This is a genomic window from Streptomyces flaveolus (assembly GCF_000716535.1).
Classification (GTDB): domain Bacteria; phylum Actinomycetota; class Actinomycetes; order Streptomycetales; family Streptomycetaceae; genus Streptomyces; species Streptomyces flaveolus_A.
This window is the reverse complement of the sequence record NZ_JNWV01000038.1, coordinates 57868-81551: the sequence shown is the minus strand read 5'-3', so window position 1 is coordinate 81551 and position 23684 is coordinate 57868. Positions and strand designations below refer to the sequence as shown.

Sequence of the window (23684 nt, the reverse complement as noted above, 5' to 3'; positions counted from 1 at the left end):
CAGCGTAGGTCTCAGCCCGGCGTTTCGGCAGCGAGCGTGCCGGCCGCGAACAGCCCCAGCCGGTGGGCCACCGCCGCCGCCTCGCCCCGGCCCGAGACGCCGAGCTTGCCGAGGATGTTGGAGACGTGGACGCTCGCGGTCTTCGGCGAGATGAACAGTTCCGCCGCTATCTGACGGTTGGTGCGGCCGGCCGCGACCAGGTGCAGGACGTCCCGCTCGCGGCTGGTGAGGCCGAGCGCCGCGGCCGGGTCGGCGGGGGCCTGGCGTGCGGCGCCGGTCAGGGTGAGGCGGGCCCGCTGGGCGAGCCGGGCGACGGCGTCGGCGAGGGGGCGCGCGTCGAGGTGGGTGGCGACCGCCGCGGCCAGCCGGAGCAGTTCCACCGCGCGCTCCCGTTCGTCGTCGCCGCCCTCGGCCAGCAGCGCCGCGGCGAGGCGGTGGCGGACCCGGGCGAGGTCGTAGGGCCGGTCCAGGCACTCGAAGGCGGTGACGACCGGGGACCAGGTGTCGGCGGTGTCCCGGCCCTGCGCGCGGAGCAGTTCGGCGCGGGTCCACTGGGCGTGGGCCTGCCACAGCGGGACCCCGGTGGTGAGGGTCCGTACGGCCGCCGAGAGACGGTCGAGCGTCTCGGCGCGGCCGGGCCGGGCGGCGGGCAGGGTGCGGGCGTCGGCCTCGGCGGTGGCGGCGGCCAGCAGCAGCGGCCAGCCGTAGCGGTGGGTGCCGGGCGGGAAGCCGGCGTCCAGGGCCGGGAGCAGGGCCGCGCGGGCGTCGGCGATCCGGCCCTCGGCGGCGGCGACCCCGAGGACGATGCGGGCCACGGGCAGGGACTGCTGGGGCATCGGGTCATGGGTGCCGTACCAGGCGCGGGCGGCGGCGAGGTGCCGGGCGGCCTCGGCGAGGTCGCCGCGGGCGAGGGCGAGGTGGGCCATCAGCAGCGCGCCCGCGCCACGGGGCATGGCGCCGTGGCCGACCCGGGTGGCGTGCGCGGCGGCCTCGGCGGCCTCCTGCCACTGGCCGAGCGAGTACAGCGCCTCGGACAGGTTGCCCCACATCCACGCCCCGGAGTCCAGCAGCCCGTGGGCGCGGCAGAAGTCGATGCCCTCGCGCAGCAGCGGGACGGCCTCCCGGTCCCGGCCGACGCTCTGCAGCACGGACGGCAGGTTCACATAGGCGCGGGCCGTGACCTGGTGCATGCCCTCCGCGCGGGTGTCCCGCAGCACCTGTCGCATCTGCGCGAGGCCGGCCTCCGGCTCGCCGGACTCCACGGTCAGGCCGCCCAGGGTGAGGCGGGCGTCCAGTTCGGTCTCGCGGGCGCCCACCATGTGCGCGTACTCCACGGCCCGCTCGGCGGCGGCCAGGGCTTCGGGTCCCGGGCGGCGCTGCATGGACCAGCTCGCGGCGACCGCCAGCACCTCTGCGTGCACCTCGGACGGCGGCAGTCCGCGCACCAGGTCCTGCGCGGCGGCCAGCTCCTGCCGGCCGTCGCCGCGCGCCATGGCCTGGACCAGCCGGGAGCGCTGCACCCAGAACCAGGCGGCGCGCAGCGGGTCCGGATCCTCCTCCAGGAGGCGCAGGGCCCGTTTGGTGATCTTCAGGGCGCGTTCGCGCTCGCCACCGAAACGGCCCGCCACCGCCGCCTCGGCCAGCAGATCCAGGTAGCGCAGCGGCGTGGTGGCCGGGTCGCAGCCGCACGGGGGATAGACCTCGGCGTAGTCGACCGGGCGCAGCGCGCGGCGCACCTCCTCGGGGGCGCTGTCCCACAGCTCCATCGCCCGCTCCAGCAGCCGCAGTTGCTCGGTGTAGGCGTGCCGGCGGCGGGCGACGACGGCGGCGGACAGGACGGAGGGCAGGGCCTTCGCGGCGTCGTGGGCGTGGTACCAGTAGCTGGCCAGGCGCATCACGCGGGCGTCGGCCGGGACCAGCGTGGGGTCGGCCTCCAGGGCTTCGGCGTAGCGGCGGTTGAGCCGGGAGCGTTCGCCGGGCAGCAGGTCGTCGGCGACGGCCTCGCGGACCAGGGAGTGCCGGAAGCGGTAACCGTCGCCGGTCCGGGTGACGGTGAGGATGTTGGCGCCGACGGCGGCCCGCAGGGCCTCGATGAGGTCGTCCTCGGCGAGCCGGGCGACGGCGGCGATCAGCCGGTACTCCACGGTGGAGCCGCCCTCGGCGACGATCCGGGCGACCCGCTGGGCGCTCTCGGGCAGTGCCTCGACCCGGACGAGGAGCAGGTCGCGCAGGGAGTCGGTGAGGCCGGCGCAGTCGCCCGCCGTGCCGGCGACGGCGAGTTCCTCGATGAAGAAGGCGTTGCCGTCGGAGCGTGCGTAGATCTCGTCCACCCGGGCGGGGTCGGGTTCGGCGGCGAGGATGCCCGCGATCTGGCGGCCGGCCTCCTCGCGGGTGAAGCGGGCGAGTTCGATGCGGCGGACGGTGCGCAGCCGGTCCAGTTCGGCGAGCAGCGGGCGCAGCGGGTGGCGGCGGTGGATGTCGTCGGAGCGGTAGGTGGCCAGGACGAGGAGGCGGCCGGTGCGCAGGGTGCGGAAGAGGTAGGCGAGGAGGTGGCGGGTGGAGGCGTCGGCCCAGTGCAGGTCCTCCAGGACGAGGACGACGGTGTGCTCGGCGGCGACCCGCTCCAGCAGCCGGGCGGTGAGCTCGAACAGGCGGGCCGTGCCCTGTTCGTCGTGGCGGCCGGAGCCGGCCTCGCCGAGGTCGGGCAGCAGCCGGGCCAGTTCCTCCTCCTGGCCGGCCGCCGCCGCGGCGAACTCCTCGGGCAGGGCGTCCCGCAGGGCGCGCAGCGCGGCGGAGAAGGGGGCGAACGGCAGCCCGTCGGCGCCGATCTCCACGCAGCCGCCGACGGCGACCACGGCGCCGTGCCGGGCGGCGGCGGTGGCGAACTCCTCCACGAGGCGGGTCTTGCCCACGCCCGCCTCGCCGCCGAGCAGCAGCGCCTGCGGCTCGGCCGCGGCGGCACGGGCGAGCGCGTCGTTCAGCGTGTCCAGTTCGTCGGTACGGCCGACGAACACGGGACTGACGGACCTGTTCTCCACGGGCCCGAGCATCGCACGAGGCCGGAACGGCCCGGCACCGGTTTTCCACAGCCCCTGTCCGATGGTCGTACCGGTGGCCGGCAGGGCCCTGTCGGCGGGCGGCAGGGCCGTGCCGGCGGACGGCAGGGTCACGCGGTGCGTGGCTGCCGGTGCCGGCGGGGGCGGCCGGTATGCGGCTCGGCGGCCGGGGCACCGTCGCCGGCGGACTCGGCGCGGCGGGACCGTACGGCCTCGCGGGCCAGGCGCTCCTCCTGGGCCGCGCGGAGCAGCTCGGCGGAGCGGAGGCGGTGGAGTTCGAGTGCGTACATGGCGGGTCCTCCCGGAGAGACGGTGTCGTGTGTCGCTGACCGCGACTCCTCCACCCTCGTCTCCCAGCGGGGTCGGCCACATCGGGAGAGTGCCGCATCTTCGGGCGGCCGGCGGGCCGCACGCACGCGTAAGGGGCCTTAGGGGCGGCGGTGAGTCGCTCACGCGCGCCCTAAGGCCCCTCAGGTCCGTGGATTCCCGACGGGTTCCCGACGCCTTCTCAGGCGGTCGAGGGCAGGCCGAGCAGGGCGTCGGAGTACTTCAGGACGGCGAGCAGCAGACCGATGACGCCGAGCGAGACGCCCGCCCAGGCGACCGACTTGATCCACGCGGCCTGCGGGCGGCCCGGGGTGCCGAACGCGGGCCGGGCCAGTACGACCACGCCGGTGATCAGCGCGGCCAGCGCGAACAGACCGGCCCACAGGGCGGTGGTGTGCCAGGCGTCGCCGTAGACCTCCTTGATCTGCTCGGCGACGCTCGCGCTGGAGGACGTCCGGAGCTGGCCGACGAGCTGCTCCCGGGCGGCCGCGACGGTGCCGATCCAGCCACCGCTCAGCGAGACCAGGCCCAGCGCGGCGGAGACGACGGCGCCGGCGCCCTGGCCGACCCCGGAGGGCGCCTTGCCACCGGCGGCTTCCGTCGCATCGCCCGCCTCGCCGCCGTCGGCTTCCGCGGCCTCCTCGGCGGCCTGCTCGTGGGCGGCCTGATCCTCGTCGGTCCGCTCCTGGGCGGCCCCCTCGTCGGCGGCCTGGCCCTCGGCGGCCCGCTCCCCGGCAGGGCCGGCCGTCGTCGTCTCGTCGTCCTTGCGCGCCCCGGTGCCGGCCTCAGTGCCGCCCGTGGCGCCTTCCGCTGTCTTCGTTGCCATGACTGGCACCGTACGGACGCTCTCTGAGAGGTCCCTTAATGATCGTTTTCCGCGGTGCGCGCGCGTGCCGCACGCCACTCGGGCGCGAGCACCGACCAGATCTCGGTGCTGGTGCGCACGCCCCGGTGCCGGTAGTTCTCGCGGAGCACGCCTTCACGTGTCATGCCGAGCCGCCGGGCCACGTTGATGCTCGGCTCGTTGGCCGAGGACACCTGCCACTCCACCCGGTGCATGCCGCGTTCCTCGAAGGCCCAGTCGAGCAGCACCCGCATCCCGCGTGTGACCAGCCCGCGCCCGGCCGCGGCCGGCTCCAGCCAGCAGCCGGCCTCGCAGACCCCGCCCGGGGTGTCCCAGACGCGGAACAGCAGGCCGCCGACGAGCTTCCCGTCCAGCCAGATCCCGTGCAGGCCGCCGGCGTCGGCGGCGCGCTTGTCGGCGTACGCCTTCAGCCACCCACGGGCGCCGTCGAGGTCGGACACCACGTCCGCCAGACCGATGTGCCGGCCGATGAACTCCCGCCCCCGGTCGATGTTGGCGAGCAGTTCCTCCGCGTGCCAGACCTCCAGGGGCCGCAGTTCGGCCTCGTCACCGAGCGATATCGCGTACATCGTGCCGTTCTTCCTTCCGCAGTTCGTCCACCGGGGCCCGGCCGAGCCCGTCCTGCGCCGCGCGGCGCTCGGGCGGCTCGATGCTGAGGCGCGGCAGGCGGCGCTCCAGCCAGCCGGGCAGCCACCAGTTGGCGGCGCCGAGCAGGTGCATCAGCGCGGGCACGAGCAGCGTACGCAGGACGAAGGCGTCGAGGGCGACGGCGGAGGCGAGCCCGATGCCGAACATGGCGATGACGCGGTCGCCGCTGAGCACGAAGGCGAGGAAGACCGAGACCATGATGACCGCGGCGGAGTTGATCACCCGGGTGGTCTCGGCGAGGCCCACGCGGACGGCGCGCCGGTTGTCGCCGGTGTCCAGCCACTCCTCGTACATCCGGCTGACCAGGAAGACCTGGTAGTCCATGGAGAGCCCGAAGAGCACCGAGACCATGATCACGGGCAGGAAGGGCTCGATGGGGCCCGCGCGGCCGAGGCCGAGCGGTTCGCTGCCCCAGCCCCACTGGAAGACGGCGACGACGATGCCGAACGCGGCGGCGACGGCGGCGATGTTCATCGCGGCGGCCTTCAGGGGGATGCTCAGCGAGCGGAAGGCGACCAGCAGCAGGAGGCAGCCGAACCCGACGACCACCCCGACGAACAGCGGCAGTTTGCCGATGATCACATCCGCGAAGTCGTCGTAGCCCGCGGTGACTCCGCCCACCTGCACGGCGAGCGAGGTGCCGCGCTCCGCGCGCGGGAGCACTCGGGTGCGCAGCCGGTCCACGAGATCGCTGGTGTCCTGGGACTGCGGCGCGGACTCGGGCACGACGGTGAGGTAGGCGGTGTCCCCGCCGGTGGCGTAGGTGACCGGGGTGACGGAGGCGACGCCGGGGGTGGCGCGCAGGGTGGTGTCGAGGCTGTCGAGGGCGAGTTTGTCGTCGCCGCCGTCCACGCGTGTCACCAGCGTCAGCGGCCCGTTCACGCCGGGTCCGAAGCCTGCCGCGAGCAGGTCATAGGCCTGTCGGGTGGTGGCGGTGCCGGGGTCGTTGCCCTGGTCGGAGGTGCCGAGGCGGAGCGAGAGGGTCGGCAGGGCGAGCACGGCGACGACCGCGAGGGCGAGTGAGCCGAGCAGCCGGGGGTGGCGTTCGACCAGCGCCGACCAGCGGGCGGCGAGGCCGGTGGGGAGTTCCGGGCGGGGCCCGTGCTCGGCGAGCCGGCGCCGTTCGCGCCGGCTGAGGGCGTGCGGGCCGAGGTACGACAGCAGGGCGGGCAGCAGCGTCACGGAGGCCGCGACGGTGAGCACGACCGTCAGACAGGCGGCCACGGCGACCCCGTTGAGGAAGGCCAGCCGCAGTATCAGCATTCCCAGCAGGGCGATGCACACCGTCGCACCCGCGAACACGACCGCGCGCCCGGTGGTGGCCACGGCGTGCGCGGCGGCCTCCGGGACGCTCAGGCCGCGCTTCAGGCCGCGACGGTGTCTGGTCACGATGAACAGCGCGTAGTCGATGCCCACGCCGAGGCCGATCAGCATGCCGAGCATGGGGGCGAAGTCGGCGACCGTCATGACGTGTCCGAGCAGTCCGGTGCCGGCGTAGGCGGTGCCGACGCCGGCCAGCGCGGTGGCGATCGGCAGCAGGGACGCGGCGAGCGAACCGAAGGCGAGGAACAGCACGACGGCGGCGACGAGCACCCCGACCGCCTCGGCGGTGTGCCCCCGCGCGGACTCGGTCAGCCCGATGGCGGTGCCGCCCAGCCCCACCCGGAGCCCTTCGCCCGCCGCGGCCTTGGCGGTGCGCACGACGGCCTCCGCCTCGGCTCTGCCGATGTCGCCCGCCTGCCGTGCGAAGGTGACGGTGGCGTAGGCCGTATGGCCGTCGGCGCTGATCCGGTGGGCCCCCTGGCCGCCGTACGGGCCGGCCACCGAGGCCACGCCGGGCAGCGCGGCGATCCGGCGCAGGGTGTCCGTGACGGTCCGCTCGACGCCGGCCGCGCGGACCGTGCCGGTGACGGTGTGCCAGACGACGGTGTCACTGTCCCCGCCCAGGCCCGGGAAGCCGTCCTCGAGCAGCCGGGTCGCGCGGTCGGACTCGGTGCCGGGGACCTCGTAGTCGTTCGAGTACGCCGAACCGGCCAGGGCGGCGCCCGCGGTGACCCCGCCGAAGGCGAGGAGCCACAGCAGGACGGCGGTCAGGCGGTGCCTGACACACCAATGCGCGAGGTCTGCCACCGACGTGCTCCCAGAAGACGATGTGTGGATCTTTCGCCGAGAGCAAACGCCAATAAACCGGACAGCCCGCAAAGAACATGAAGGGGTGGCGGTCGAACTGAAGACACGTCAGTCGAACTGGTCCCCGAGCGCCATCACCATCGTCCCGGCTACGAGCAGCCACAGGGCCCTGCGGGTACGGCCCTTGGAGCCGAGCAGCGCCGCGAGCGCGCAGACGGCGGCGCCGAGGGCGTAGGCGGCGGGGACGCGGGCGGGCGCGGACCCGGTGAGCCGCAGCAGGGAGGCGGCGAGCCCCGCGAGGCAGAGGAGCGCTCCGGTGCCGGCCGCGGTCCACCGGGCCCGCCGGGCGTCCTCGACATACCCCTCCGGCTCCTCGGTTATCGGGGGCTCGATGTCGGAATCGGTGCGTCCACTCATGGCGGGCGAGCGTACCGTCCCCTGCTCGGAAACCCTGGTGCGGGGCGGTGCCTGGCGGTGGTAGGCATGGTCGCTCGTGACCGAGAAACCGAGAACCCCCGACGCGCTCCTCAGCCGTCTCACCCATCCGCGTCATCCCCGCAGCAACGGCTACGACGTCCGCTGGACCATCGAGAACCAGATGGGCCCGCACGCGCTGTGGCTGCTGGAGTGGCTGGCGCCCGCGCTCGGCCTCGACCGGCTGCCGCCCGGTGCCCGGGTGCTCGACCTCGGCTGTGGACGGGCCATGACCTCCGTCTTCCTCGCCAGGGAGTACGGCGTCCAGGTCACCGCGGCCGACCTGTGGGTGAAGCCGGACGAGAACGCCGTACGCGTCGCCGAGGCGGGTGTGGCCGACCGGGTGCTGCCCGTCTTCGCCGAGGCGCACGATCTGCCGTTCGCCGAAGCCTCGTTCGACGCGATCGTGTCCGTCGACGCCTACCAGTACTTCGGCACCGACGACCTCTACCTGCCCACGCTGACCCGGCTGCTGAAGCCCGGCGGGCGAATCGGGGTGGTGGTGCCGTCGGTGCGGGAGGAGATCGCCGGGGCCGAGCCGCCGGAGCACCTCAAGGCCCACTGGGACCCCGGGTTCTGGGCGTTCCACTCCCCCGGCTGGTGGCGCCGGAACTGGACGCGCACGGGTGCCGTGACCGTCGAGACCGCCGACTGGCTCCAGGACGGCTGGCGCGACTGGCTGCTGTGGAGCGAGGTGTGCGCCGAGGAGAGCCCGAGCGAGTTCATGGCCGGGCTGGCACGCGACTCGGTGGAGCTGCTGAGGGCCGACCGGGGGCGCCTGCTGGGGTTCGCCCGGGTCGTGGGACGCCGCAGTTAGCCGTACGGCCCCGGAGGGCATCCCTCCGGGGCCGTACACCGCCTGCTGTCAGCCCTCGCTGACGCCCAGCTTCTCCAGGATCAGTTCCTTGACGCGGGCCGCGTCGGCCTGGCCGCGGGTGGCCTTCATGACCGCGCCGACCAGGGCGCCGGCCGCGGCCACCTTGCCGCCGCGGATCTTGTCCGCGATGGCCGGGTTGCCGGCGATGGCCTCGTCGACGGCCGTGCCGAGCGCGGAGTCGTCGGAGACGACCTTCAGACCGCGTTTGTCGACGACCTCGTCCGGGGTGCCCTCGCCCGCGAGGACGCCCTCGATGACCTGGCGGGCCAGCTTGTCGTTCAGGTCACCCTTCGCGACCAGCTCGGTGACCCGGGCCACCTGCTGCGGCGTGATCGCCAGCTCCTCCAGCGTCTTGCCGGACTCGTTGGCGCTGCGCGCCAGTTCGCCCATCCACCACTTGCGGGCGGCGGCCGCGTCGGCACCGGCGTCGATGGTGGCGACGATCGGGTCCAGCGCGCCGGCGTTGAGGATCGCCTGCATGTCGGTGGCGGAGATGCCCCACTCGGCCAGCAGCCGGGTGCGGCGGGCCAGCGGCAGCTCGGGCAGCGCGGCGCGGATCTCCTCGACCCACTCGCGCGAGGGCGCCACGGGGACGAGGTCGGGCTCCGGGAAGTACCGGTAGTCCTCGGCCTCCTCCTTCACCCGGCCCGAGGTCGTGGACCCGGTGTCCTCGTGGAAGTGGCGGGTCTCCTGGACGATCGTCCCGCCGGAGGACAGCACGGCCGCGTGCCGCTGGATCTCGAAGCGGCAGGCGCGCTCGACGGAACGCAGCGAGTTGACGTTCTTCGTCTCGGAGCGCGTGCCGAACTTGTCGCTGCCCTTGGGCATCAGCGACAGGTTCACGTCGCAGCGCATCTGGCCCATCTCCATGCGGGCCTCGGACACACCGAGGGCCCGGATGACCTCGCGCAGCTCGCGGACGTACGCCTTCGCCACCTCGGGGGCGCGCTCGCCGGCGCCCACGATCGGCTTGGTGACGATCTCGATCAGCGGGATGCCGGCGCGGTTGTAGTCCAGCAGGGAGTGGGACGCGCCGTGGATACGGCCCGTGGCGCCGCCGACGTGCGTCGACTTGCCGGTGTCCTCCTCCATGTGGGCGCGCTCGATCTCCACGCGGAAGACCTCGCCGTCCTCCAGCTGCACGTCGAGGTAGCCGTTGAAGGCGATCGGCTCGTCGTACTGGGAGGTCTGGAAGTTCTTCGGCATGTCCGGATAGAAGTAGTTCTTCCGGGCGAAGCGGCACCACTCGGCGATCTCGCAGTTCAGCGCGAGACCGATCTTGATCGCGGACTCGACGCCGGTCGCGTTGACGACCGGGAGCGAGCCGGGCAGGCCGAGGCAGGTGGGGCAGGTCTGGCTGTTCGGATCGGCGCCGAGCGCGGTGGAACAGCCGCAGAACATCTTGGTCCTGGTGCCGAGTTCGACATGGACCTCAAGGCCCATGACGGGGTCGTACGACGCCAGCGCGTCCTCGTAGGACACCAGGTCGATCGTGGTGGTCACGGTGAAAACTTCCCTCTCAGCCCAGCAGGACGTCGTCGTCGCCCAGCCGCTTCAGCTCGCGGTAGAGGATGGCGAGGCCGGTGGCGATGCCGGCTGCGGTGACGACGGCGTCGACGAGCCGCAGCGTGTCGTTCTCGGCGCGGGCCTTCTTGATCTGCTTCATGGCGCCGACCGCGCCGAACGCGGTGGCGGCCATGGACAGGTACGTACCGGACTTGGACTTCTTGAAGCCCTTGGCCTTGGACAGTGCGCTCACAGCGACGGTGCCTCCTCCAGCAGCGGGTGACCCCACTTTTCCACGAAGGCGGCCTCGACGGCGGCGCCCACCTTGTACAGCCGGTCGTCCTTCATCACCGGGGCGATGATCTGCAGGCCGACCGGGAGGTTGTCCTCCGGGGCGAGGCCGCAGGGCAGGGACATGGCCGCGTTGCCCGCCAGGTTGGTCGGGATGGTGCACAGGTCCGCGAGGTACATCGCCATCGGGTCGTCGGCGCGCTCGCCGATCGCGAAGGCGGTGGTCGGGGTCGTCGGGGAGACGATCACGTCGACCTGCTCGAAGGCCTTGTCGAAGTCCTGCTTGATCAGCGTGCGGACCTTCTGGGCGCTGCCGTAGTACGCGTCGTAGTAGCCGCTCGACAGGGCGTACGTGCCGAGCATGATGCGGCGCTTCACCTCGGGGCCGAAGCCCGCCTCACGGGTGAGGGAGGTGACCTCCTCGGCGGAGTGCGAGCCGTCGTCGCCCGTCCGCAGGCCGTAGCGCAGGCCGTCGAAGCGGGCGAGGTTGGAGGAGCACTCGGACGGGGCGATCAGGTAGTACGCCGACAGGGCGAGGTCGAAGGACGGGCAGTCCAGCTCGACGATCTCGGCGCCCAGCTCCTTGAGCAGCGCGACCGACTCGTCGAAGCGCTGGATGACGCCCGCCTGGTAGCCCTCGCCGCGGAACTGCTTGACCACGCCGACGCGCATGCCCGCGACGCTGCCGTTGCGCGCGGCCTCGACCACCGGCGGGACCGGGGCGTCGATGGACGTGGAGTCCAGCGGGTCGTGCCCGGCGATGACCTCGTGCAGCAGCGCCGCGTCGAGCACCGTACGGGCGCAGGGGCCGCCCTGGTCGAGCGAGCTGGAGAAGGCGACCATGCCGTAGCGGGAGACCGCGCCGTACGTCGGCTTCACGCCGACCGTGCCGGTGACGGCGGCCGGCTGGCGGATGGAGCCGCCGGTGTCGGTGCCGATGGCGAGCGGGGCCATGTGCGCGGCCAGCGCGGCGGAGGAGCCGCCGCCGGAGCCGCCGGGGATCCGGGTGAGGTCCCACGGGTTGCCGGTCGGGCCGAACGCGCTGTTCTCCGTCGACGACCCCATGGCGAACTCGTCCATGTTGGTCTTGCCGAGGATGACGACGTCGGCGGCCTTGAGCCGCTTGGTGAGCGTCGCGTCGTACGGCGGGATCCAGCCCTCCAGGATCTTCGAGCCGACGGTCGTGGGCACGCCCTCGGTGGTGAAGATGTCCTTGAGCGCGAGCGGGACGCCGGCCAGCGGGCCGAGCTTCTCGCCCCGCTCCCGCTTCTCGTCCACGGCACGGGCCTGGGCGAGGGCGCCCTCGCGGTCGACGTGGAGGAAGGCGTGCACCTTCTCGTCGACCGCCTCGATCCGGGCGAGGTGGGCCTCGGTGACCTCGACGGCCGTCAGCTCGCCGGAGGCGATCTTCGCGGCGGTCTCGGCCGCGGTGAGCCTGATGATGCTGTTCTTGTCCGTCATGGCGGTCACTCCTCCCCCAGGATCTGCGGCACCTTGAAACGCTGCTGCTCCTGTGCCGGGGCGCCGGAGAGCGCCTGCTCGGGGGTGAGCGAGGGACGGACCTCGTCCGGCCGCATGACGTTCGTCAGCGGGAGCGGGTGGGAGGTCGGCGGTACGTCTTGGTCGGCGACCTCGCTGACGCGGGCGACCGCGCCGATGATGTCGTCAAGCTGTCCCGCGAAGTGATCGAGTTCTTCGGGCTTCAGCTCCAGACGCGCCAGCCGGGCGAGGTGGGCGACCTCCTCGCGCGTGATGCCAGGCATGCAGCGATCCTCTGGGGTGAGTGTGTGTGGTTCGGGCCGGGGGCTGGTCGTCCCGGTTCCGTCGTCCGCCCGAAGGGCGGGTCGCGCGGCGGCTGGTGCGTGCGATCGCAGAGCGCCGGAGCGTCCTCGTGGCGGAGCCACGTGGACGATTCGGCAACGCGGCGAGCGTGCGTGCCGGGCGTCGCGCGACAGACGGGAAGGGACGACCAGCCCCAATCCTATGGGGCGGGGCGCCGTGACCGTGAAACGGTTTCCCCGAGCCCCCGGCCTCACCGGCGCCGCCCCTCCCAGGCGTCGCTCTTCAGGAAGTGGTTGTCGTACAGCTCCTGCACCTCCAGCAGGCTCTCCGGCGTGGCCTCGCCGAGGCGGATGCGCTGGAGGTGGCGGAAGTACTCGAAGCGCTCGACGCCCGGGGTGATGACGATGAGCAGGTCGGCGGTGCTGCCGGGGGCGGCGGCGAAGGCGTGGGGCCGGTCCGGCGGGACGATGATCAGGTCGCCGCGCCCGGCGGTGACGACGTCGTCTCCGGAGAGGACCTGGGCCTCGCCGTCGAGCAGGTAGAACATCTCGGCCGAGTGGTGGTGCACGTGCGGGCGGGCACCGTCGGCGCCCTCCGCGAGCGTGACGCGCACGGTGGACAGCGCGCCGCCGCTGGCGCTGCTGTCGGCCAGCAGCTTGACCCCGACGGGCGCCCCGCCGACGACCTCGGCCTCGGCGTCCCGGACGAGCACGGTGTCCTCGAACTCAGGCACGAACAGCGACATGGCACATCCCCCTTGTGTGGTGGTCGGACTGCTGTGTGGGGTCAGACCGCGAAGAGCAGTCCGGCACTGATCAGTACAACGATCGCGGTGGCGAAGTGGATCCCGAAGGCGACGGCTTTCGCGCCGCCGTTGCGCAGGACTATCAGCGTGTCGACGAACGGGACGACTGCGACGCAGACCATGAACCAGGCCTCGGCGCGGGCGCCGGCGAACGCGAGCAGGGCGAGGCCCACCAGCCCGAAGGCGCCGTCCCTGGATCCCTTGACCGACAGGTACGCGCGGGCGTCGCCGTGCGGGTCGGCGGGGACTCCGTAGCCGGCCGCCGCGGGGCCGGGCTGGAACCAGAACCGGTAGCCGAGGAACACGCAGAACAGGTCGAGCAGTACGGCCAGGGTGTACGCGGTGACGGTCATGTGCTGTTCTCCCGCTTCGTTTGCTAGCAGCGCTAGATGCAAGAGCGAAGCTAGCAGAGCGTCGACAGATTGGCTAGCGTTGCTAGAATCGTGGGTATGTCGATCCAGACGCGCCGGGAGCGCGAACGAGCGGAACGCGAGCGGCTGATCGTCACAGCCGCGCGGGAGCTGGCGGAATCCGAGGGCTGGGACGCGGTGACCACGCGCCGGCTGGCGGCCGAGATCGAGTACAGCCAGCCCGTCCTCTACAGCCACTTCAAGGGCAAGGAAGCGATCATGGCGGCCGTGGCGGTGCAGGGGTGCGCCGACCTGGCGACGGAACTGCGGCAGGCCCGCACGGCGGTGCGGGGCACACGGGAGGCGCTTGCGGCGGTGGCGCGGACGTACACGTCCTTCGCCGAGCGCCGGCCCGCCCTCTACGACGTGATGTTCACCCACCTGGTGCCCCTGCCGTTCGCCACGGAGGAGGCGCCGGCACCGCTGCGGGAAGCCTTCGCCGAACTGCTCTTCGCGGTGGAACCGATCGCGGCCGAGGGCGAGGACCCGGGCCTGCTGACGGAGACGTTCTGGGCGGGGCTGCACGGCCTGGTGACACTGATGCGGAGCGGCAGGCTGCCGGAGCACGCACACGAGACGCGCGTCGCGCTGCTGATCTCCCACTTCGCGGGGCGCTAGGCAGGCCGCGAACCGATCAACGGCCGACGACTCGGCCGCGGGCTACTCGACCGCGGGAGCGCGGCGCGCGGTCGCTGCCGGCCACGGGAGCCCGGCGCCAGCAGCCACGCCGCGGTCTCCTTGGGCGGCATCCGGCGCGGCGACCAGCGACGGCCGGCCGCGAACCACTCGACCGCCAACGACTCGGGCCGCCACCCACTCGGCCGAACGACTCCGCCGCGAACTACTCGACCGCCGGCAGCGCGGCGCGCGGTCGCTGCCAGCCACGGGAGCCCCGTGCCAGCAGCCACGCCGTGGGCTCCTCGGGCGGCATCCGCCGCGGCGAACAGCGACGGCCGCGAACCACTCGCCCACCAACGACTCGGGCCGCCGCCCACTCGACCACCAACGACTCTGGCCGTAAACCACTCGGCCACCGGCGACTCTGCCGCGGACTACTCGGCCGCCGGCAGCGCGGCGCGCGGTCGTTGCCAGCCGCGGGAGCCCCGTGCCAGCAGCCACGCCGTGGTCTCCTCGGGCGGCATCGCCGCGGCGACCAGCCAGCCCTGTACGGCGTCGCATCCCAGGTCCCGCAGCCGCTCCCAGGTCTCGTCGTCCTCCACGCCCTCGGCGACGACCAGCAGACCCAGCGAATGCGCGAGATCCACCGTGCAGCGCACGATCTCCGCGTCCTGGGCGTCGACGGCGAGCCGGGCCACGAAGGAGCGGTCGATCTTCAGCTCGCTGACGGGGAGCCGCCGCAGGTGGACCAGCGACGAATACCCGGTGCCGAAGTCGTCGAGGGACATCTTCACGCCGTGTCCGGTGAGCCCGGCGAGGGTGTCGGCGGCGCGCTGCGGGTCCTCCAGCAGCACGTGTTCCGTTATCTCCAGCTGGAGCGCTCCGGCGGGGACCCCGTGCCGGGCGAGGCGCGCGGCGACCGATCCGGCGAATCCCGGGGTGTGGACGTCGCGCGGGGAGACGTTGACGGCGACCGGCACCCGCAGGCCCTGTGCGCGCCACCGGGCGACCTGGCCGAGCGCGGTCTCCAGGACGTACTCGGTGAGGTGGGGCATCAGCCCCGAGGACTCGGCTATCGCTATGAACTCGTCCGGCGGCACCTTCCCGCGCTCCGGGTGCACCCAGCGGACCAGGGCCTCCAGGCCGGCGACCTGTCCGTCGAAACGGACCTTGGGCTGGTAGTGGAGCTGGACCTCGTGCGCGTCCAGCGCCCGGCGCAGGTCGCCCAGCAGGCCGAGGCGGTCCGGGGTGTTGGAGTCCCGCTTGGACTCGTACACCTCGACGCCCGTACGGTCCCTCTTCGCCTGGTACATCGCGACGTCGGCGCGGCGCAGGAGCCCTTCGGCGTCGAGCGCGTGGTCGGGGAAGACGGCGACGCCGGCGCTGGCCTCCAGGACGAGGGTGAGCCCGTCCAGGTCGAGCGGGGAGCTGAGGGCGGAGACGAGGCCGCGCGCGACGCGGGTGGCCGACGTGGTGGAGTCGGCGACGGGCAGTAAGACGGCGAACTCGTCACCGCCGAGCCGGGCGGCCTCGGCGCCGCGCGGCAGGGCGAGCCGCAGCCGGTCGGCTATCTGGAGCAGCAGCCGGTCGCCGGCCAGATGACCGAGGGTGTCGTTCACCGACCGGAAGCGATCGAGGTCGATCAGCATGAGCGCGGAGCGCGCCCCGATGCGGTCGGCGTCGTCCAGGGCGGTCCAGATGCGCTCCAGCAGCCACTGCCGGTTGGGCAGCCCGGTCAGCGGGTCGCGCAACTGCTCCTCGGCGCGGGCGCGGGCCATCCACAGCGTGGAGTCCAGGGCGATGAGCGGGATGGCGAACAGCGGGAGGAGGATCGGCTGGGCGTCGGCGACGACGCACAGCAGGGGCGCGATGCCGAGCAGCGCGACGGCGACCAGGCCCTGCCGGAGCAGGGCGGTGCGGGCGACGGTGGGCAGCCCGCCGCCGCGCGGGGCGTGCAAGTACCACAGCAGGCCGCGGCTGACGGCGAGGTAGGCGACCGCGACCAGCACGATCTCGGGTGCCGTGGCGACGCTCCAGCTCTCGGGACGCCAGGGCTCCTCGACGCTCGGCACCCGGCCGCACGCGCCGAGCAGCAGGGCGCCGACGCCGATGCCGAGGATGTCCACCGCGCCGTGCAGCACCCCTTGCCGCCAGCGGTTGCGGCGGGCGATGCCGACCAGGACGACGACGGTGAGGCTGACCAGGCCGGCGGGCACCCAGCCGTAGAGCAGCAGGACCGCGAGGGTGAGGGCGGCGCCCGATCCGGTGCCGCCCCACCAGCGGGCGCGGCCCAGCATGACGAGGTGGCCGACGATGACGCCGGTGAGCAGGGCCAGCGACCAGCCGACCGTGCCGCCGGGGAAGAGGGCGTGGTGGCCGGTGTAGGCGCGGTAGAAGCCGGCGCCCAGGACGAATCCGGCGGCGGCCACGGCGGCCGCGGGCAAGGCGGGCCAGGACAGGTGCCGTTCGGTGTCGGCGCCGGCCAGGCCGGGGGCGGGCGCGACGGCGGACAGGGGCGCGTGGGCCTCGGCGGCGGCGCCCGGTCCGGCCGGGCGCGGCCACGCGGCCGGACGCCCGTCGGCCCGGCCGGTCCACCGGTTCCCCCGCCACGCGCCCGCACGGCGGCGCAGGCGCAGCCATGAGTCCGGGGCGGCGCTCTCGGTCGGTTCCATTCCCGTCCCTCTCACAGCCGGCGGTGCCCACACCACGCGGCCCGACGCCCGACAACCATCAGCAGCTCCGCGTCGAAGAAACCTTCTCCGCGCCCCTGGAGGGCACGAAGATGCCCCAGCCGTAGCTGGGCACGGCAGGCGCACACCTCAACAGTAGGCCGCGGAAGGCTTCCACGGGCAGCGGTCTCCGACGGTTGCCCGAATGCGCCCGGGCCACCCGTATGCATCTGATATGCGCCGATCGGGTGGCCTTCAACCGCTACTCCCCGGTCGGAAGCGCGACTTCGGCCGCCGCTTCGGGGCCCTGTTCCAAGAGGACGCCGAAACCGTCCTCGTTCAGAACGGAAACCTTCAGTTGCATGGCCTTGTCGTACTTCGATCCGGGGTTGTCACCCACAACGACGAACGAGGTCTTCTTCGACACCGAACCGGTCACCTTCGCGCCCTGACGCTGCAGCGCCTCCTTGGCGCCGTCCCGGGTGAAGTTCTCCAGCGTGCCGGTGACGACGACCGTGAGCCCCTCCAGCGGACGCGGCCCCTCCTCCTCGCCGGACGACTGGTCCTCCAGGGGGACGCCCGCGGCCTTCCACCTGCGCACGATCTCGCGGTGCCAGTCCTCGGCGAACCACTCCTTGAGGGCGGCGGCGATGATGGGGCCGACGCCGTCGGTGGCCGCCAGCTCCTCCTCGGTCGCCTGTTCGATGCGGTCGATGGACCGGAACTCGCGCGCGAGGGCCTGCGCGGCCACCGGTCCCACGTGCCGGATCGACAGCCCGTTCAGGAAGCGGGCGAGCGGACGGGACTTGGCCGCCTCGATGTTCGCCAGCAGGGCGAGGGTGTTCTTCTTCGGCTCGCCCTTCTGGTTGGCGAAGACCGTGACGACCTTCTCCTCTCCGGTCTTCGGGTCGCGCTTGGGCAGGCCGCTGTCCGGGTCGAGGACGTAGGCCTTGATGGGCAGCAGCTTGTCCACCGTCAGGTCGAACAGGCCGCCCTCGTCCACCAGCGGCGGGTCGGCCGGCTCCAGCGGGCGGGTGAGCGCGGCGGCGGCCACCGCGCCGAAGTGCTCGATGTCCAGGCACTCCCGGCCGGCGAGGTAGGACACGCGCTCCCTCAACTGGGCCGGGCAAGTACGGGCGTTGGGGCAACGCAGGTCGATGTCGCCCTCCTTCATGGGCCGCAGCGGCGTCCCGCACTCGGGGCACTCGCTCGGCATCACGAACTCCCGCTCGCTGCCGTCCCGCAGGTCGACCACCGGGCCGAGGATCTCCGGGATGACGTCACCGGCCTTGCGCAGGACCACGGTGTCGCCGATGAGCACGCCCTTGGCCTTGACGACCTCCTGGTTGTGCAGGGTGGCGAACTCCACCTCGCTGCCCGCGACCGTGACCGGCTCGACCTGGGCGTACGGCGTGACCCGGCCGGTGCGGCCGACACCCACCTTGATGTCGACGAGCTTGGTGTTGACCTCTTCCGGCGCGTACTTGTAGGCGATCGCCCAGCGGGGCGCCCGCGCGGTGGAGCCGAGGCGGCCCTGGAGGCGCATCTCGTCCAGCTTGACGACGACACCGTCGATCTCGTGCTCGACAGAGTGGCGGTTCTCGCCGTAGTACGCGATGAACTCCCGCACACCGGCGAGGTCGTCGACCACGCGGTTGTGCGGGGAGGTGGGCAGGCCCCAGGACTTCAGCAGGTCGTACGCCTGCGACAGCCGGGTCATGCCCGTGAAGCCCTCCAGGGCGCCGATGCCGTGGACGACCATGTGCAGCGGGCGGGTCGCGGTGACCCGCGGGTCCTTCTGGCGCAGCGAACCGGCGGCGGCGTTGCGGGGGTTGGCGAAGGGCTTGTCGCCGGCCGCGACCAGGCGTTCGTTCAGTTCGAGGAACTTCTCCATCGGGAAGTAGACCTCGCCGCGGATCTCCACCAGGTCGGGCACCGTGTCGCCCCCCAGGCGGTCCGGGATCTCCGCGATCGTCCGGACGTTCGGCGTGATGTCCTCGCCGGTGCGGCCGTCACCGCGGGTGGCCGCGCGCGTGAGGCGGCCCTTCTCGTAGGTGAGGTTGACCGCGAGGCCGTCCACCTTCAGCTCGCACAGGAAGTGGTACGCCTGGTCGCCCAGCTCCCTGGCGATGCGGTCGGCCCAGGCGGCCAGGTCGTCGTCGTTGAACGTGTTGTCGAGCGAGAGCATCCGCTCGCGGTGCTCGACCGCCCTGAACTCCGTCTCGTACGACCCCGCGACCTTCTGGGTGGGCGAGTCCGGGGTGCGCAGCTCCGGATACCGCTCCTCCAGGGCCTCCAGGGACTTGAGGAGCTGGTCGAACTCCGCGTCGCTGATGACGGGAGCGTCCTTCACGTAGTACCGGAAGCGGTGCTCCTCGACCTGCTCCGCCAGCTGCGCGTGCTTGTCGCGGGCCTCGGCGGGCACCGCCGTCGTCTCCGCTTGCTTGTCGCCGGCCACCGTGTTGTCCTCCCGTTACTCTGGGTTGTCCGCGAGGGATCTCGCCGCCCGGACGCAGTGGGCGAGCGCCTGGCGCGCGTACCCGGGGGACGCGCCGGCCAGACCGCACGCCGGGGTCACCGTGACCGCCTCCGCGAGCAGCCCCGGGTGCAGCCCCAGCCTGCGCCACAACGTCCTGACACCCATGACGCTACCGGCAGGGTCTGACAACGGGCCGTCCGTGCCCGGCACGACACCGGCGAACAGCCGCGTACCGCCCTCCACGGCCTCGCCGACCGCCTCGTCGTCACGCTCGGTGAGGAGCGCGAAGTCGAAGGAGACGGCCGCCGCGCCGGCCCGCCGCAGCAGGGCGAACGGCACGTCCTGGGCGCAGGAGTGCACCACCACCGGCCTGCCGGCGTGCGCGCCGACGACGTCCCGGAGCGTGGCCTCCACGACCTGACGGTCCACGGCCCGGTGGGTGCGGTAGCCGCTCGCCGTACGGACCTGTCCGCGCAGGACGGCCGTGAGGGAGGGCTCGTCGAGCTGGAGGACGATCCGGGCGCCCGGGACACGGCGGCGCACCTCGGCGAGATGCAGCCGCAGCCCCTCGGCGAGCGAGGCGGCGAGGTCCCGGCAGGCGCCGGGGTCCGACAGGGCGGCCTCGCCGTTCTTCAGCTCCAGGGCGGCGGCGAGCGTCCACGGCCCGACGGCCTGCACCTTCAGGTCGCCCTCGTAGCCCTGGGTGAACTCCTCCAGGGCGTCCAGGTCCTCGCCGAGCCAGGACCTGGCCCGCTTGGTGTCCCGGCCCGGCCGGTCCCCGAGCCGCCACCCGCTGGGCTCCACGCGCGCGTAGAGCTCGACCAGCATTCCGGCGGTCCGGCCGATCATGTCGGCGCCGGGCCCGCGGGCGGGCAGCTCCGGGAGGAACGGAAAGTCCTCGAAGGATCCGGTGGCGGTCTTGGCGGCTTCCCTGGCGTCCCCGCCGGGCAGGGAACCGACGCCGGTGGCCCCCGGGAACCTGAACTGGCTGTTTTCGCTCACCAGGGAAGCCTACGGAACCCTCCGGCCGAGGTCAGCGCCCCGGACGTACCGTCAGGTCGTTGATCTCCGCGTCCTCGGGGAGGTCCAGGGCGGTGAGGATCGTCGTGGCGACCGACTCGGGGTCGATCCACCTGGACGGGTCGTACTCCTTGCCCTCCTGCTGGTGCACCTTGGCCTGCATGGGGCTCGCGGTGCGGCCGGGGTAGACCGAGGTGACGCGGACGCCGTTCGCGTGCTCCTCCTGGCGCAGGGAGTCGGCGAGGGCCTTCAGGCCGTGCTTGGAGGCCGCGTACGCGGACCAGCCGGCGCTCGCGCTCAGCCCGGCGCCGGAGTTGACGAAGATCACATGGCCGCGGGCCGCCCGCAGCTGCGGCAGGAAGTGCCGGGTCAGCTCGGCGGGGGCGATCAGGTTGACGTTGAGCTGGTGGCGCCAGGACTTCGGGGTCAGGTCGCCGACCCCGCCGAGGTCGACGACACCGGCGATGTGCAGCAGGGAGTCGACCCGGTCCGGGAGCGTCTGGTGGGAGAACGCCCAGGACAGCTTGTCCGGGTCCGCCAGGTCGCCGACCAGGGTGCGGGCGCCGGGGAACTCGGCCGCGAGCTCCTTCGCGCGGCCCGCGTCGCGCACGTGCAGCACGATCTCGTCCCCGCGCGCGTGCAGCCGGCGGGCCACGGCCGCGCCGATGCCGGAACCGGCCCCGGTGATCACATGAGTAGCCATGACCGCCATGCTCGCATCACCGGATGCCGAGCCCCGCGGCGGTGGCCGCTCATGTCGCGGCCTCCAGGTAGGCGAGGGCCCCGACCGGCTCGTCGGCGAAGAAGACCAGTTCCGCCAGCGGGCGGGGCAGGAAGCCCTCGGCCTCCATGCGGCGGAACTGCTCGCGCAGGCCGTCGTAGAAGCCCGCCGTGTTCAGCAGCACGACCGGCTTCTCGGTGCGGCCGTGCTTCTTCAGCTCCAGGATCTCGGTGGCCTCGTCCAGCGTGCCGGTGCCACCCACCATGATCACCACGGCGTCGGCCTTCTCCAGCAGCAGCTTCTTGCGTTCGGCGAGGTCGGCCGCGATGACCATCTCGTCGGCTCCGGGCCGCGCCTTGTTCGCCAGGAACTCCACGGAGACGCCCAGCAGCCTGCCGCCCGCCTCCTGCACGCCGTCCGCGACCACCTTCATCAGACCGACGTCGGAACCGCCCCAGACGAGCGTGTGGCCGGCCTTGCCGAGCAGTTCCGCGAACTCGCGCGCGGGGCGCGTGTAACGCTCGTCGAGGTCGGCGGCGGACAGGAAGACACAGATGTTCATGGTCCCTACCGTACGGTCGACGCGCCGGGAGGGAAGAAGCACGGCCCGTCCGGGCGCTGAACCCGGTATGACCCAAGGACACACGATCACGATCCACAAGAGCGAGCGGCACGTGCGCGTGGTGCACGGCGACCAGGTGCTCGCGGAATCCGACCGGCCCCTGGAGCTGCGCGAGACGGGCTGCCCGGTCAGGTACTACATCCCCGCCGAGGACGTCCGCCTCGATCTGCTGACGCCCTCCGACACGCACACCGTGTGCCCCTTCAAGGGCACGGCGTCCTACTGGTCGCTGCCGGACGCGCCCGACCTCGTCTGGGCGTATCCGGACCCCAAGGACGGGGTGGCGGAGATCAAGGACCACTACTGCTTCTACGACACCGAGGTCGCATGACCACCCCCGGCACCGCCGTGTCGTGACCGACGAGTGCCGCCTGGTGCGGCAGTCTGCACGGCCATGGACAAGAAGACGACTTCCCGCGACGGAACCTCCCTCGCGTACGGAGTGATCGGCCAGGGGCCCACGGTGATCCTCGTGAGCGGCGCGATGTCCACCGGTGGCACCGTGGCGCCCCTGGCCCAGCGCCTCGCGGAGCGCTGCACGGCCGTCGTCTACGACCGCCGGGGCCGCGGGGCGAGCGGCGACACGGCGCCGTACGAGGTCGACCGCGAGGTCGAGGACCTGGCCGCGCTGATCGACGCGGTGGGCGGCGAGGCGGCGCTCTTCGGGGTCTCCTCGGGCGGCGCGCTGGTCCTGCGCGCGGCGGCGAGCGGGCTGCCCGTCGCCCGCGCGGCGGTGTACGAGGTGCCGTACGCCGACCACCTGACGGGCGGTGCCGCGCGCGAGGCCACCTACAAGCAGCAGCTCGGCAAGGCGCTCGGCGAGGGCCGGCGCGGGGACGCGGTGGAGCTGTTCCTGCGCCTGACGGGCCTCGGCGAGGAGATGATCCAGCGAGCCCGGGAGTCGCCGATGTGGGCCGGCATGGAGGCCGTCGCCCCCAGCCTCGCCCACGACGACGCGGTCATGGGCGACGGCCTGCTCCCCCGGGACCGGCTCGCCGAGATCGGTGTGCCCGTGCTCGCGGTCGCGGGCGGCGCGAGCCCGGAATGGATGCGGGCGGCGTCCCGGGAGATCGCTCAGACGGTGCCCCAGGGCACGTACCGGGTCCTGGAGGGCCAGACCCACATGGTGGAACCGGGCGTGCTGGGGCCGGTGCTGGCGGAGTTCTTCGCGGGCTGAGCGCGTCGTTCCGCGCGGGACCGAGGGCGGTTCAGACCGCCGCGGCCGTCGCGCGCGTGGTCGACGCGATCGTCGCCGAGCCGACCACGCGCGTGCCGTCGTACAGGACGATCGCCTGGCCGGGGGCGACCCCGCGGACCGGCTCGGTGAACGTCACGCGCAGCTCGCCGTCGACCGGCTCGGCGGTCACCTCGGTCTCGCCGCCGTGGGCGCGCAGCTGGGCGGTGTAGGTGCCGGCGCCGGTCGGAGCGGTGCCGCACCAGCGGGGCTTGATCGCGGTGAGGGCGGTGACGTCCAGGGCGTCGGCGGGGCCGACGGTGACCGTGTTGGTCACCGGGGAGATGTCCAGGACGTAGCGCGGCTTGCCGTCCGGGGCCGGGGTGCCGATCCGCAGGCCCTTGCGCTGGCCGATGGTGAAGCCGTACGCGCCCTCGTGCGTGCCCAGCTTGGCGCCGGACTCGTCCACGATGTCGCCCTCGGCCTTGCCGAGCCGCTTGGCGAGGAAGCCCTGGGTGTCGCCGTCGGCGATGAAGCAGATGTCGTGCGAGTCGGGCTTCTTGGCCACGGCCAGGCCCCGGCGCTCGGCCTCCGCGCGGATCTCCTCCTTGGTGGTGACCGTGTCGCCGAGCGGGAACATCGCGTGCGCGAGCTGCTTCTCGTCGAGCACGCCGAGGACGTACGACTGGTCCTTCGCCATGTCGGAGGCGCGGTGCAGCTCACGGGAGCCGTCCGCGTTCACGATCACCTTGGCGTAGTGGCCGGTGCAGACGGCGTCGAAGCCGAGGGCCAGCGCCTTGTCCAGCAGCGCGGCGAACTTGATCTTCTCGTTGCAGCGCAGGCACGGGTTCGGGGTGCGGCCGGCCTCGTACTCGGCGACGAAGTCCTCGACGACGTCCTCACGGAAGCGGTCGGCGAGGTCCCAGACGTAGAACGGGATGCCGATGACGTCGGCCGCGCGGCGGGCGTCGCGCGAGTCCTCGATGGTGCAGCAGCCCCGCGCGCCGGTGCGGAACGACTGCGGGTTCGCGGAGAGCGCGAGGTGGACGCCGGTGACGTCGTGGCCTGCTTCCGCGGCACGCGCGGCGGCGACGGCGGAGTCGACTCCGCCGGACATGGCGGCGAGGACGCGGAGGGGGCGGGTGCGCTGCGGGGTGTCAGTCATAGCCCTTCCAGGGTACGGGGCGCGGGAACCGCGTCGGCCTGGTAT

The 23684-nt window shown here is 73.1% G+C and carries 22 protein-coding genes; 4 read left to right on the top strand and 18 right to left on the bottom strand.

Going from position 1 to position 23684, the window contains the following annotated elements; all coding sequences use genetic code 11:
* Positions 1 to 11: 11 nt before the first annotated feature.
* From OO52_RS36455 to OO52_RS36430, 6 genes are all read right to left on the bottom strand, one after another.
* Entirely contained in the window at positions 12 to 3050 is a 3039-nt protein-coding gene (locus OO52_RS36455; RefSeq protein ID WP_199820019.1) for a helix-turn-helix transcriptional regulator, read from the bottom strand.
* Positions 3051 to 3166: 116 nt separating this feature from the next.
* Complete coding sequence (locus OO52_RS36450) at positions 3167 to 3346, bottom strand: hypothetical protein (protein WP_030654192.1); 180 nt, start codon at positions 3344 to 3346, stop codon at positions 3167 to 3169.
* 218 nt (positions 3347 to 3564) lie between these two features.
* Positions 3565 to 4209 carry a hypothetical protein gene (locus OO52_RS36445; RefSeq protein ID WP_030654189.1) on the bottom strand — a complete coding sequence of 215 codons (645 nt, stop codon included), beginning with the start codon at positions 4207 to 4209 and terminating at the stop codon, positions 3565 to 3567.
* A 35-nt stretch (positions 4210 to 4244) separates the two neighbouring features.
* Positions 4245 to 4817, bottom strand: a complete 573-nt coding sequence (locus OO52_RS36440) for a GNAT family N-acetyltransferase (protein WP_030654187.1) — start codon at positions 4815 to 4817, stop codon at positions 4245 to 4247.
* On the bottom strand, positions 4795 to 7026 hold the full coding sequence (locus tag OO52_RS36435; RefSeq protein ID WP_030654183.1) for an MMPL family transporter: 2232 nt from the start codon (positions 7024 to 7026) through the stop codon (positions 4795 to 4797). Before OO52_RS36435 ends, OO52_RS36440 begins: the two co-directional genes overlap by 23 nt.
* A 108-nt stretch (positions 7027 to 7134) precedes the next feature.
* Complete coding sequence (locus tag OO52_RS36430; protein ID WP_030654180.1) at positions 7135 to 7443, bottom strand: hypothetical protein; 309 nt, start codon at positions 7441 to 7443, stop codon at positions 7135 to 7137.
* A gap of 76 nt (positions 7444 to 7519) precedes the next feature.
* Here OO52_RS36430 and OO52_RS36425 point away from each other — a divergent pair, with 76 nt between their 5' ends.
* Entirely contained in the window at positions 7520 to 8317 is a 798-nt protein-coding gene (locus tag OO52_RS36425; protein WP_030654177.1) for a methyltransferase domain-containing protein, read from the top strand.
* A 48-nt stretch (positions 8318 to 8365) separates the two neighbouring features.
* Here the strand turns inward: OO52_RS36425 and gatB are convergent, their stop codons facing one another.
* From gatB to OO52_RS36395, 6 genes are all read right to left on the bottom strand, one after another.
* Positions 8366 to 9880, bottom strand: a complete 1515-nt coding sequence (gene gatB / locus OO52_RS36420) for an Asp-tRNA(Asn)/Glu-tRNA(Gln) amidotransferase subunit GatB (protein WP_030654174.1) — start codon at positions 9878 to 9880, stop codon at positions 8366 to 8368.
* Positions 9881 to 9896: 16 nt separating this feature from the next.
* On the bottom strand, positions 9897 to 10136 hold the full coding sequence (locus tag OO52_RS36415) for a hypothetical protein (protein WP_030654172.1): 240 nt from the start codon (positions 10134 to 10136) through the stop codon (positions 9897 to 9899).
* The gene (gene gatA / locus OO52_RS36410; RefSeq protein ID WP_030654170.1) at positions 10133 to 11635 is read right to left on the bottom strand and encodes an Asp-tRNA(Asn)/Glu-tRNA(Gln) amidotransferase subunit GatA; all 1503 of its coding nucleotides are present in this window, start codon (positions 11633 to 11635) and stop codon (positions 10133 to 10135) included. The genes OO52_RS36415 and gatA overlap by 4 nt, the downstream gene beginning before the upstream one ends.
* A 5-nt stretch (positions 11636 to 11640) precedes the next feature.
* Positions 11641 to 11937, bottom strand: a complete 297-nt coding sequence (gene gatC / locus OO52_RS36405; RefSeq protein ID WP_004925108.1) for an Asp-tRNA(Asn)/Glu-tRNA(Gln) amidotransferase subunit GatC — start codon at positions 11935 to 11937, stop codon at positions 11641 to 11643.
* 269 nt (positions 11938 to 12206) lie between these two features.
* A complete protein-coding gene (locus OO52_RS36400; protein ID WP_030654168.1) occupies positions 12207 to 12701 on the bottom strand; it encodes a cupin domain-containing protein in 495 nt (164 codons plus the stop codon).
* Positions 12702 to 12742: 41 nt separating this feature from the next.
* Positions 12743 to 13114: a DUF4267 domain-containing protein gene (locus OO52_RS36395; protein ID WP_030654167.1), complete on the bottom strand. Its 372-nt coding sequence runs from the start codon at positions 13112 to 13114 to the stop codon at positions 12743 to 12745.
* Positions 13115 to 13210: 96 nt separating this feature from the next.
* On the opposite strand from OO52_RS36395, the gene OO52_RS36390 reads away from it, so the two are divergent.
* Positions 13211 to 13789 carry a TetR/AcrR family transcriptional regulator gene (locus OO52_RS36390; protein ID WP_030654165.1) on the top strand — a complete coding sequence of 193 codons (579 nt, stop codon included), beginning with the start codon at positions 13211 to 13213 and terminating at the stop codon, positions 13787 to 13789.
* Between the two features lie 434 nt (positions 13790 to 14223).
* Here the strand turns inward: OO52_RS36390 and OO52_RS36385 are convergent, their stop codons facing one another.
* From OO52_RS36385 to OO52_RS36365, 5 genes are all read right to left on the bottom strand, one after another.
* Positions 14224 to 16461, bottom strand: a complete 2238-nt coding sequence (locus OO52_RS36385; RefSeq protein WP_030654162.1) for a putative bifunctional diguanylate cyclase/phosphodiesterase — start codon at positions 16459 to 16461, stop codon at positions 14224 to 14226.
* Positions 16462 to 16720: 259 nt separating this feature from the next.
* Positions 16721 to 18916, bottom strand: a complete 2196-nt coding sequence (gene ligA / locus OO52_RS36380; protein WP_030654159.1) for an NAD-dependent DNA ligase LigA — start codon at positions 18914 to 18916, stop codon at positions 16721 to 16723.
* Positions 18917 to 18931: 15 nt separating this feature from the next.
* Positions 18932 to 19939: a methionine synthase gene (locus tag OO52_RS36375; protein WP_030654156.1), complete on the bottom strand. Its 1008-nt coding sequence runs from the start codon at positions 19937 to 19939 to the stop codon at positions 18932 to 18934.
* 31 nt (positions 19940 to 19970) lie between these two features.
* Complete coding sequence (locus OO52_RS36370; protein ID WP_078877322.1) at positions 19971 to 20669, bottom strand: SDR family oxidoreductase; 699 nt, start codon at positions 20667 to 20669, stop codon at positions 19971 to 19973.
* Positions 20670 to 20709: 40 nt separating this feature from the next.
* Positions 20710 to 21240, bottom strand: coding sequence for a TIGR00730 family Rossman fold protein (locus OO52_RS36365; protein ID WP_030654149.1), 531 nt, complete (start codon positions 21238 to 21240; stop codon positions 20710 to 20712).
* Positions 21241 to 21307: 67 nt separating this feature from the next.
* On the opposite strand from OO52_RS36365, the gene OO52_RS36360 reads away from it, so the two are divergent.
* Complete coding sequence (locus OO52_RS36360) at positions 21308 to 21631, top strand: DUF427 domain-containing protein (RefSeq protein WP_030654147.1); 324 nt, start codon at positions 21308 to 21310, stop codon at positions 21629 to 21631.
* Between the two features lie 63 nt (positions 21632 to 21694).
* Entirely contained in the window at positions 21695 to 22477 is a 783-nt protein-coding gene (locus tag OO52_RS36355) for an alpha/beta fold hydrolase (RefSeq protein ID WP_030654144.1), read from the top strand.
* Positions 22478 to 22508: 31 nt separating this feature from the next.
* Here the strand turns inward: OO52_RS36355 and mnmA are convergent, their stop codons facing one another.
* Entirely contained in the window at positions 22509 to 23639 is a 1131-nt protein-coding gene (gene mnmA / locus OO52_RS36350; RefSeq protein ID WP_030654141.1) for a tRNA 2-thiouridine(34) synthase MnmA, read from the bottom strand.
* Positions 23640 to 23684 lie beyond the last annotated feature (45 nt).

Excerpts from the sequence above, each read along its gene's own strand:
- OO52_RS36455 (WP_199820019.1), bottom strand. The coding sequence starts at position 3,050 with ATGCTCGGGCCCGTGGAGAACAGGTCCGTCAGTCCCGTGTTCGTCGGC.
- OO52_RS36450 (WP_030654192.1), bottom strand. The coding sequence starts at position 3,346 with ATGTACGCACTCGAACTCCACCGCCTCCGCTCCGCCGAGCTGCTCCGC.
- OO52_RS36445 (WP_030654189.1), bottom strand. The coding sequence starts at position 4,209 with ATGGCAACGAAGACAGCGGAAGGCGCCACGGGCGGCACTGAGGCCGGC.
- OO52_RS36440 (WP_030654187.1), bottom strand. The coding sequence starts at position 4,817 with ATGTACGCGATATCGCTCGGTGACGAGGCCGAACTGCGGCCCCTGGAG.
- OO52_RS36430 (WP_030654180.1), bottom strand. The coding sequence starts at position 7,443 with ATGAGTGGACGCACCGATTCCGACATCGAGCCCCCGATAACCGAGGAG.
- gatA (WP_030654170.1), bottom strand. The coding sequence starts at position 11,635 with ATGACGGACAAGAACAGCATCATCAGGCTCACCGCGGCCGAGACCGCC.
- gatC (WP_004925108.1), bottom strand. The coding sequence starts at position 11,937 with ATGCCTGGCATCACGCGCGAGGAGGTCGCCCACCTCGCCCGGCTGGCG.
- OO52_RS36400 (WP_030654168.1), bottom strand. The coding sequence starts at position 12,701 with ATGTCGCTGTTCGTGCCTGAGTTCGAGGACACCGTGCTCGTCCGGGAC.
- OO52_RS36395 (WP_030654167.1), bottom strand. The coding sequence starts at position 13,114 with ATGACCGTCACCGCGTACACCCTGGCCGTACTGCTCGACCTGTTCTGC.
- OO52_RS36390 (WP_030654165.1), top strand. The coding sequence starts at position 13,211 with ATGTCGATCCAGACGCGCCGGGAGCGCGAACGAGCGGAACGCGAGCGG.
- OO52_RS36385 (WP_030654162.1), bottom strand. The coding sequence starts at position 16,461 with ATGGAACCGACCGAGAGCGCCGCCCCGGACTCATGGCTGCGCCTGCGC.
- OO52_RS36370 (WP_078877322.1), bottom strand. The coding sequence starts at position 20,669 with ATGGCGGTCATGGCTACTCATGTGATCACCGGGGCCGGTTCCGGCATC.
- OO52_RS36365 (WP_030654149.1), bottom strand. The coding sequence starts at position 21,240 with ATGAACATCTGTGTCTTCCTGTCCGCCGCCGACCTCGACGAGCGTTAC.
- OO52_RS36360 (WP_030654147.1), top strand. The coding sequence starts at position 21,308 with ATGACCCAAGGACACACGATCACGATCCACAAGAGCGAGCGGCACGTG.
- OO52_RS36355 (WP_030654144.1), top strand. The coding sequence starts at position 21,695 with ATGGACAAGAAGACGACTTCCCGCGACGGAACCTCCCTCGCGTACGGA.
- mnmA (WP_030654141.1), bottom strand. The coding sequence starts at position 23,639 with ATGACTGACACCCCGCAGCGCACCCGCCCCCTCCGCGTCCTCGCCGCC.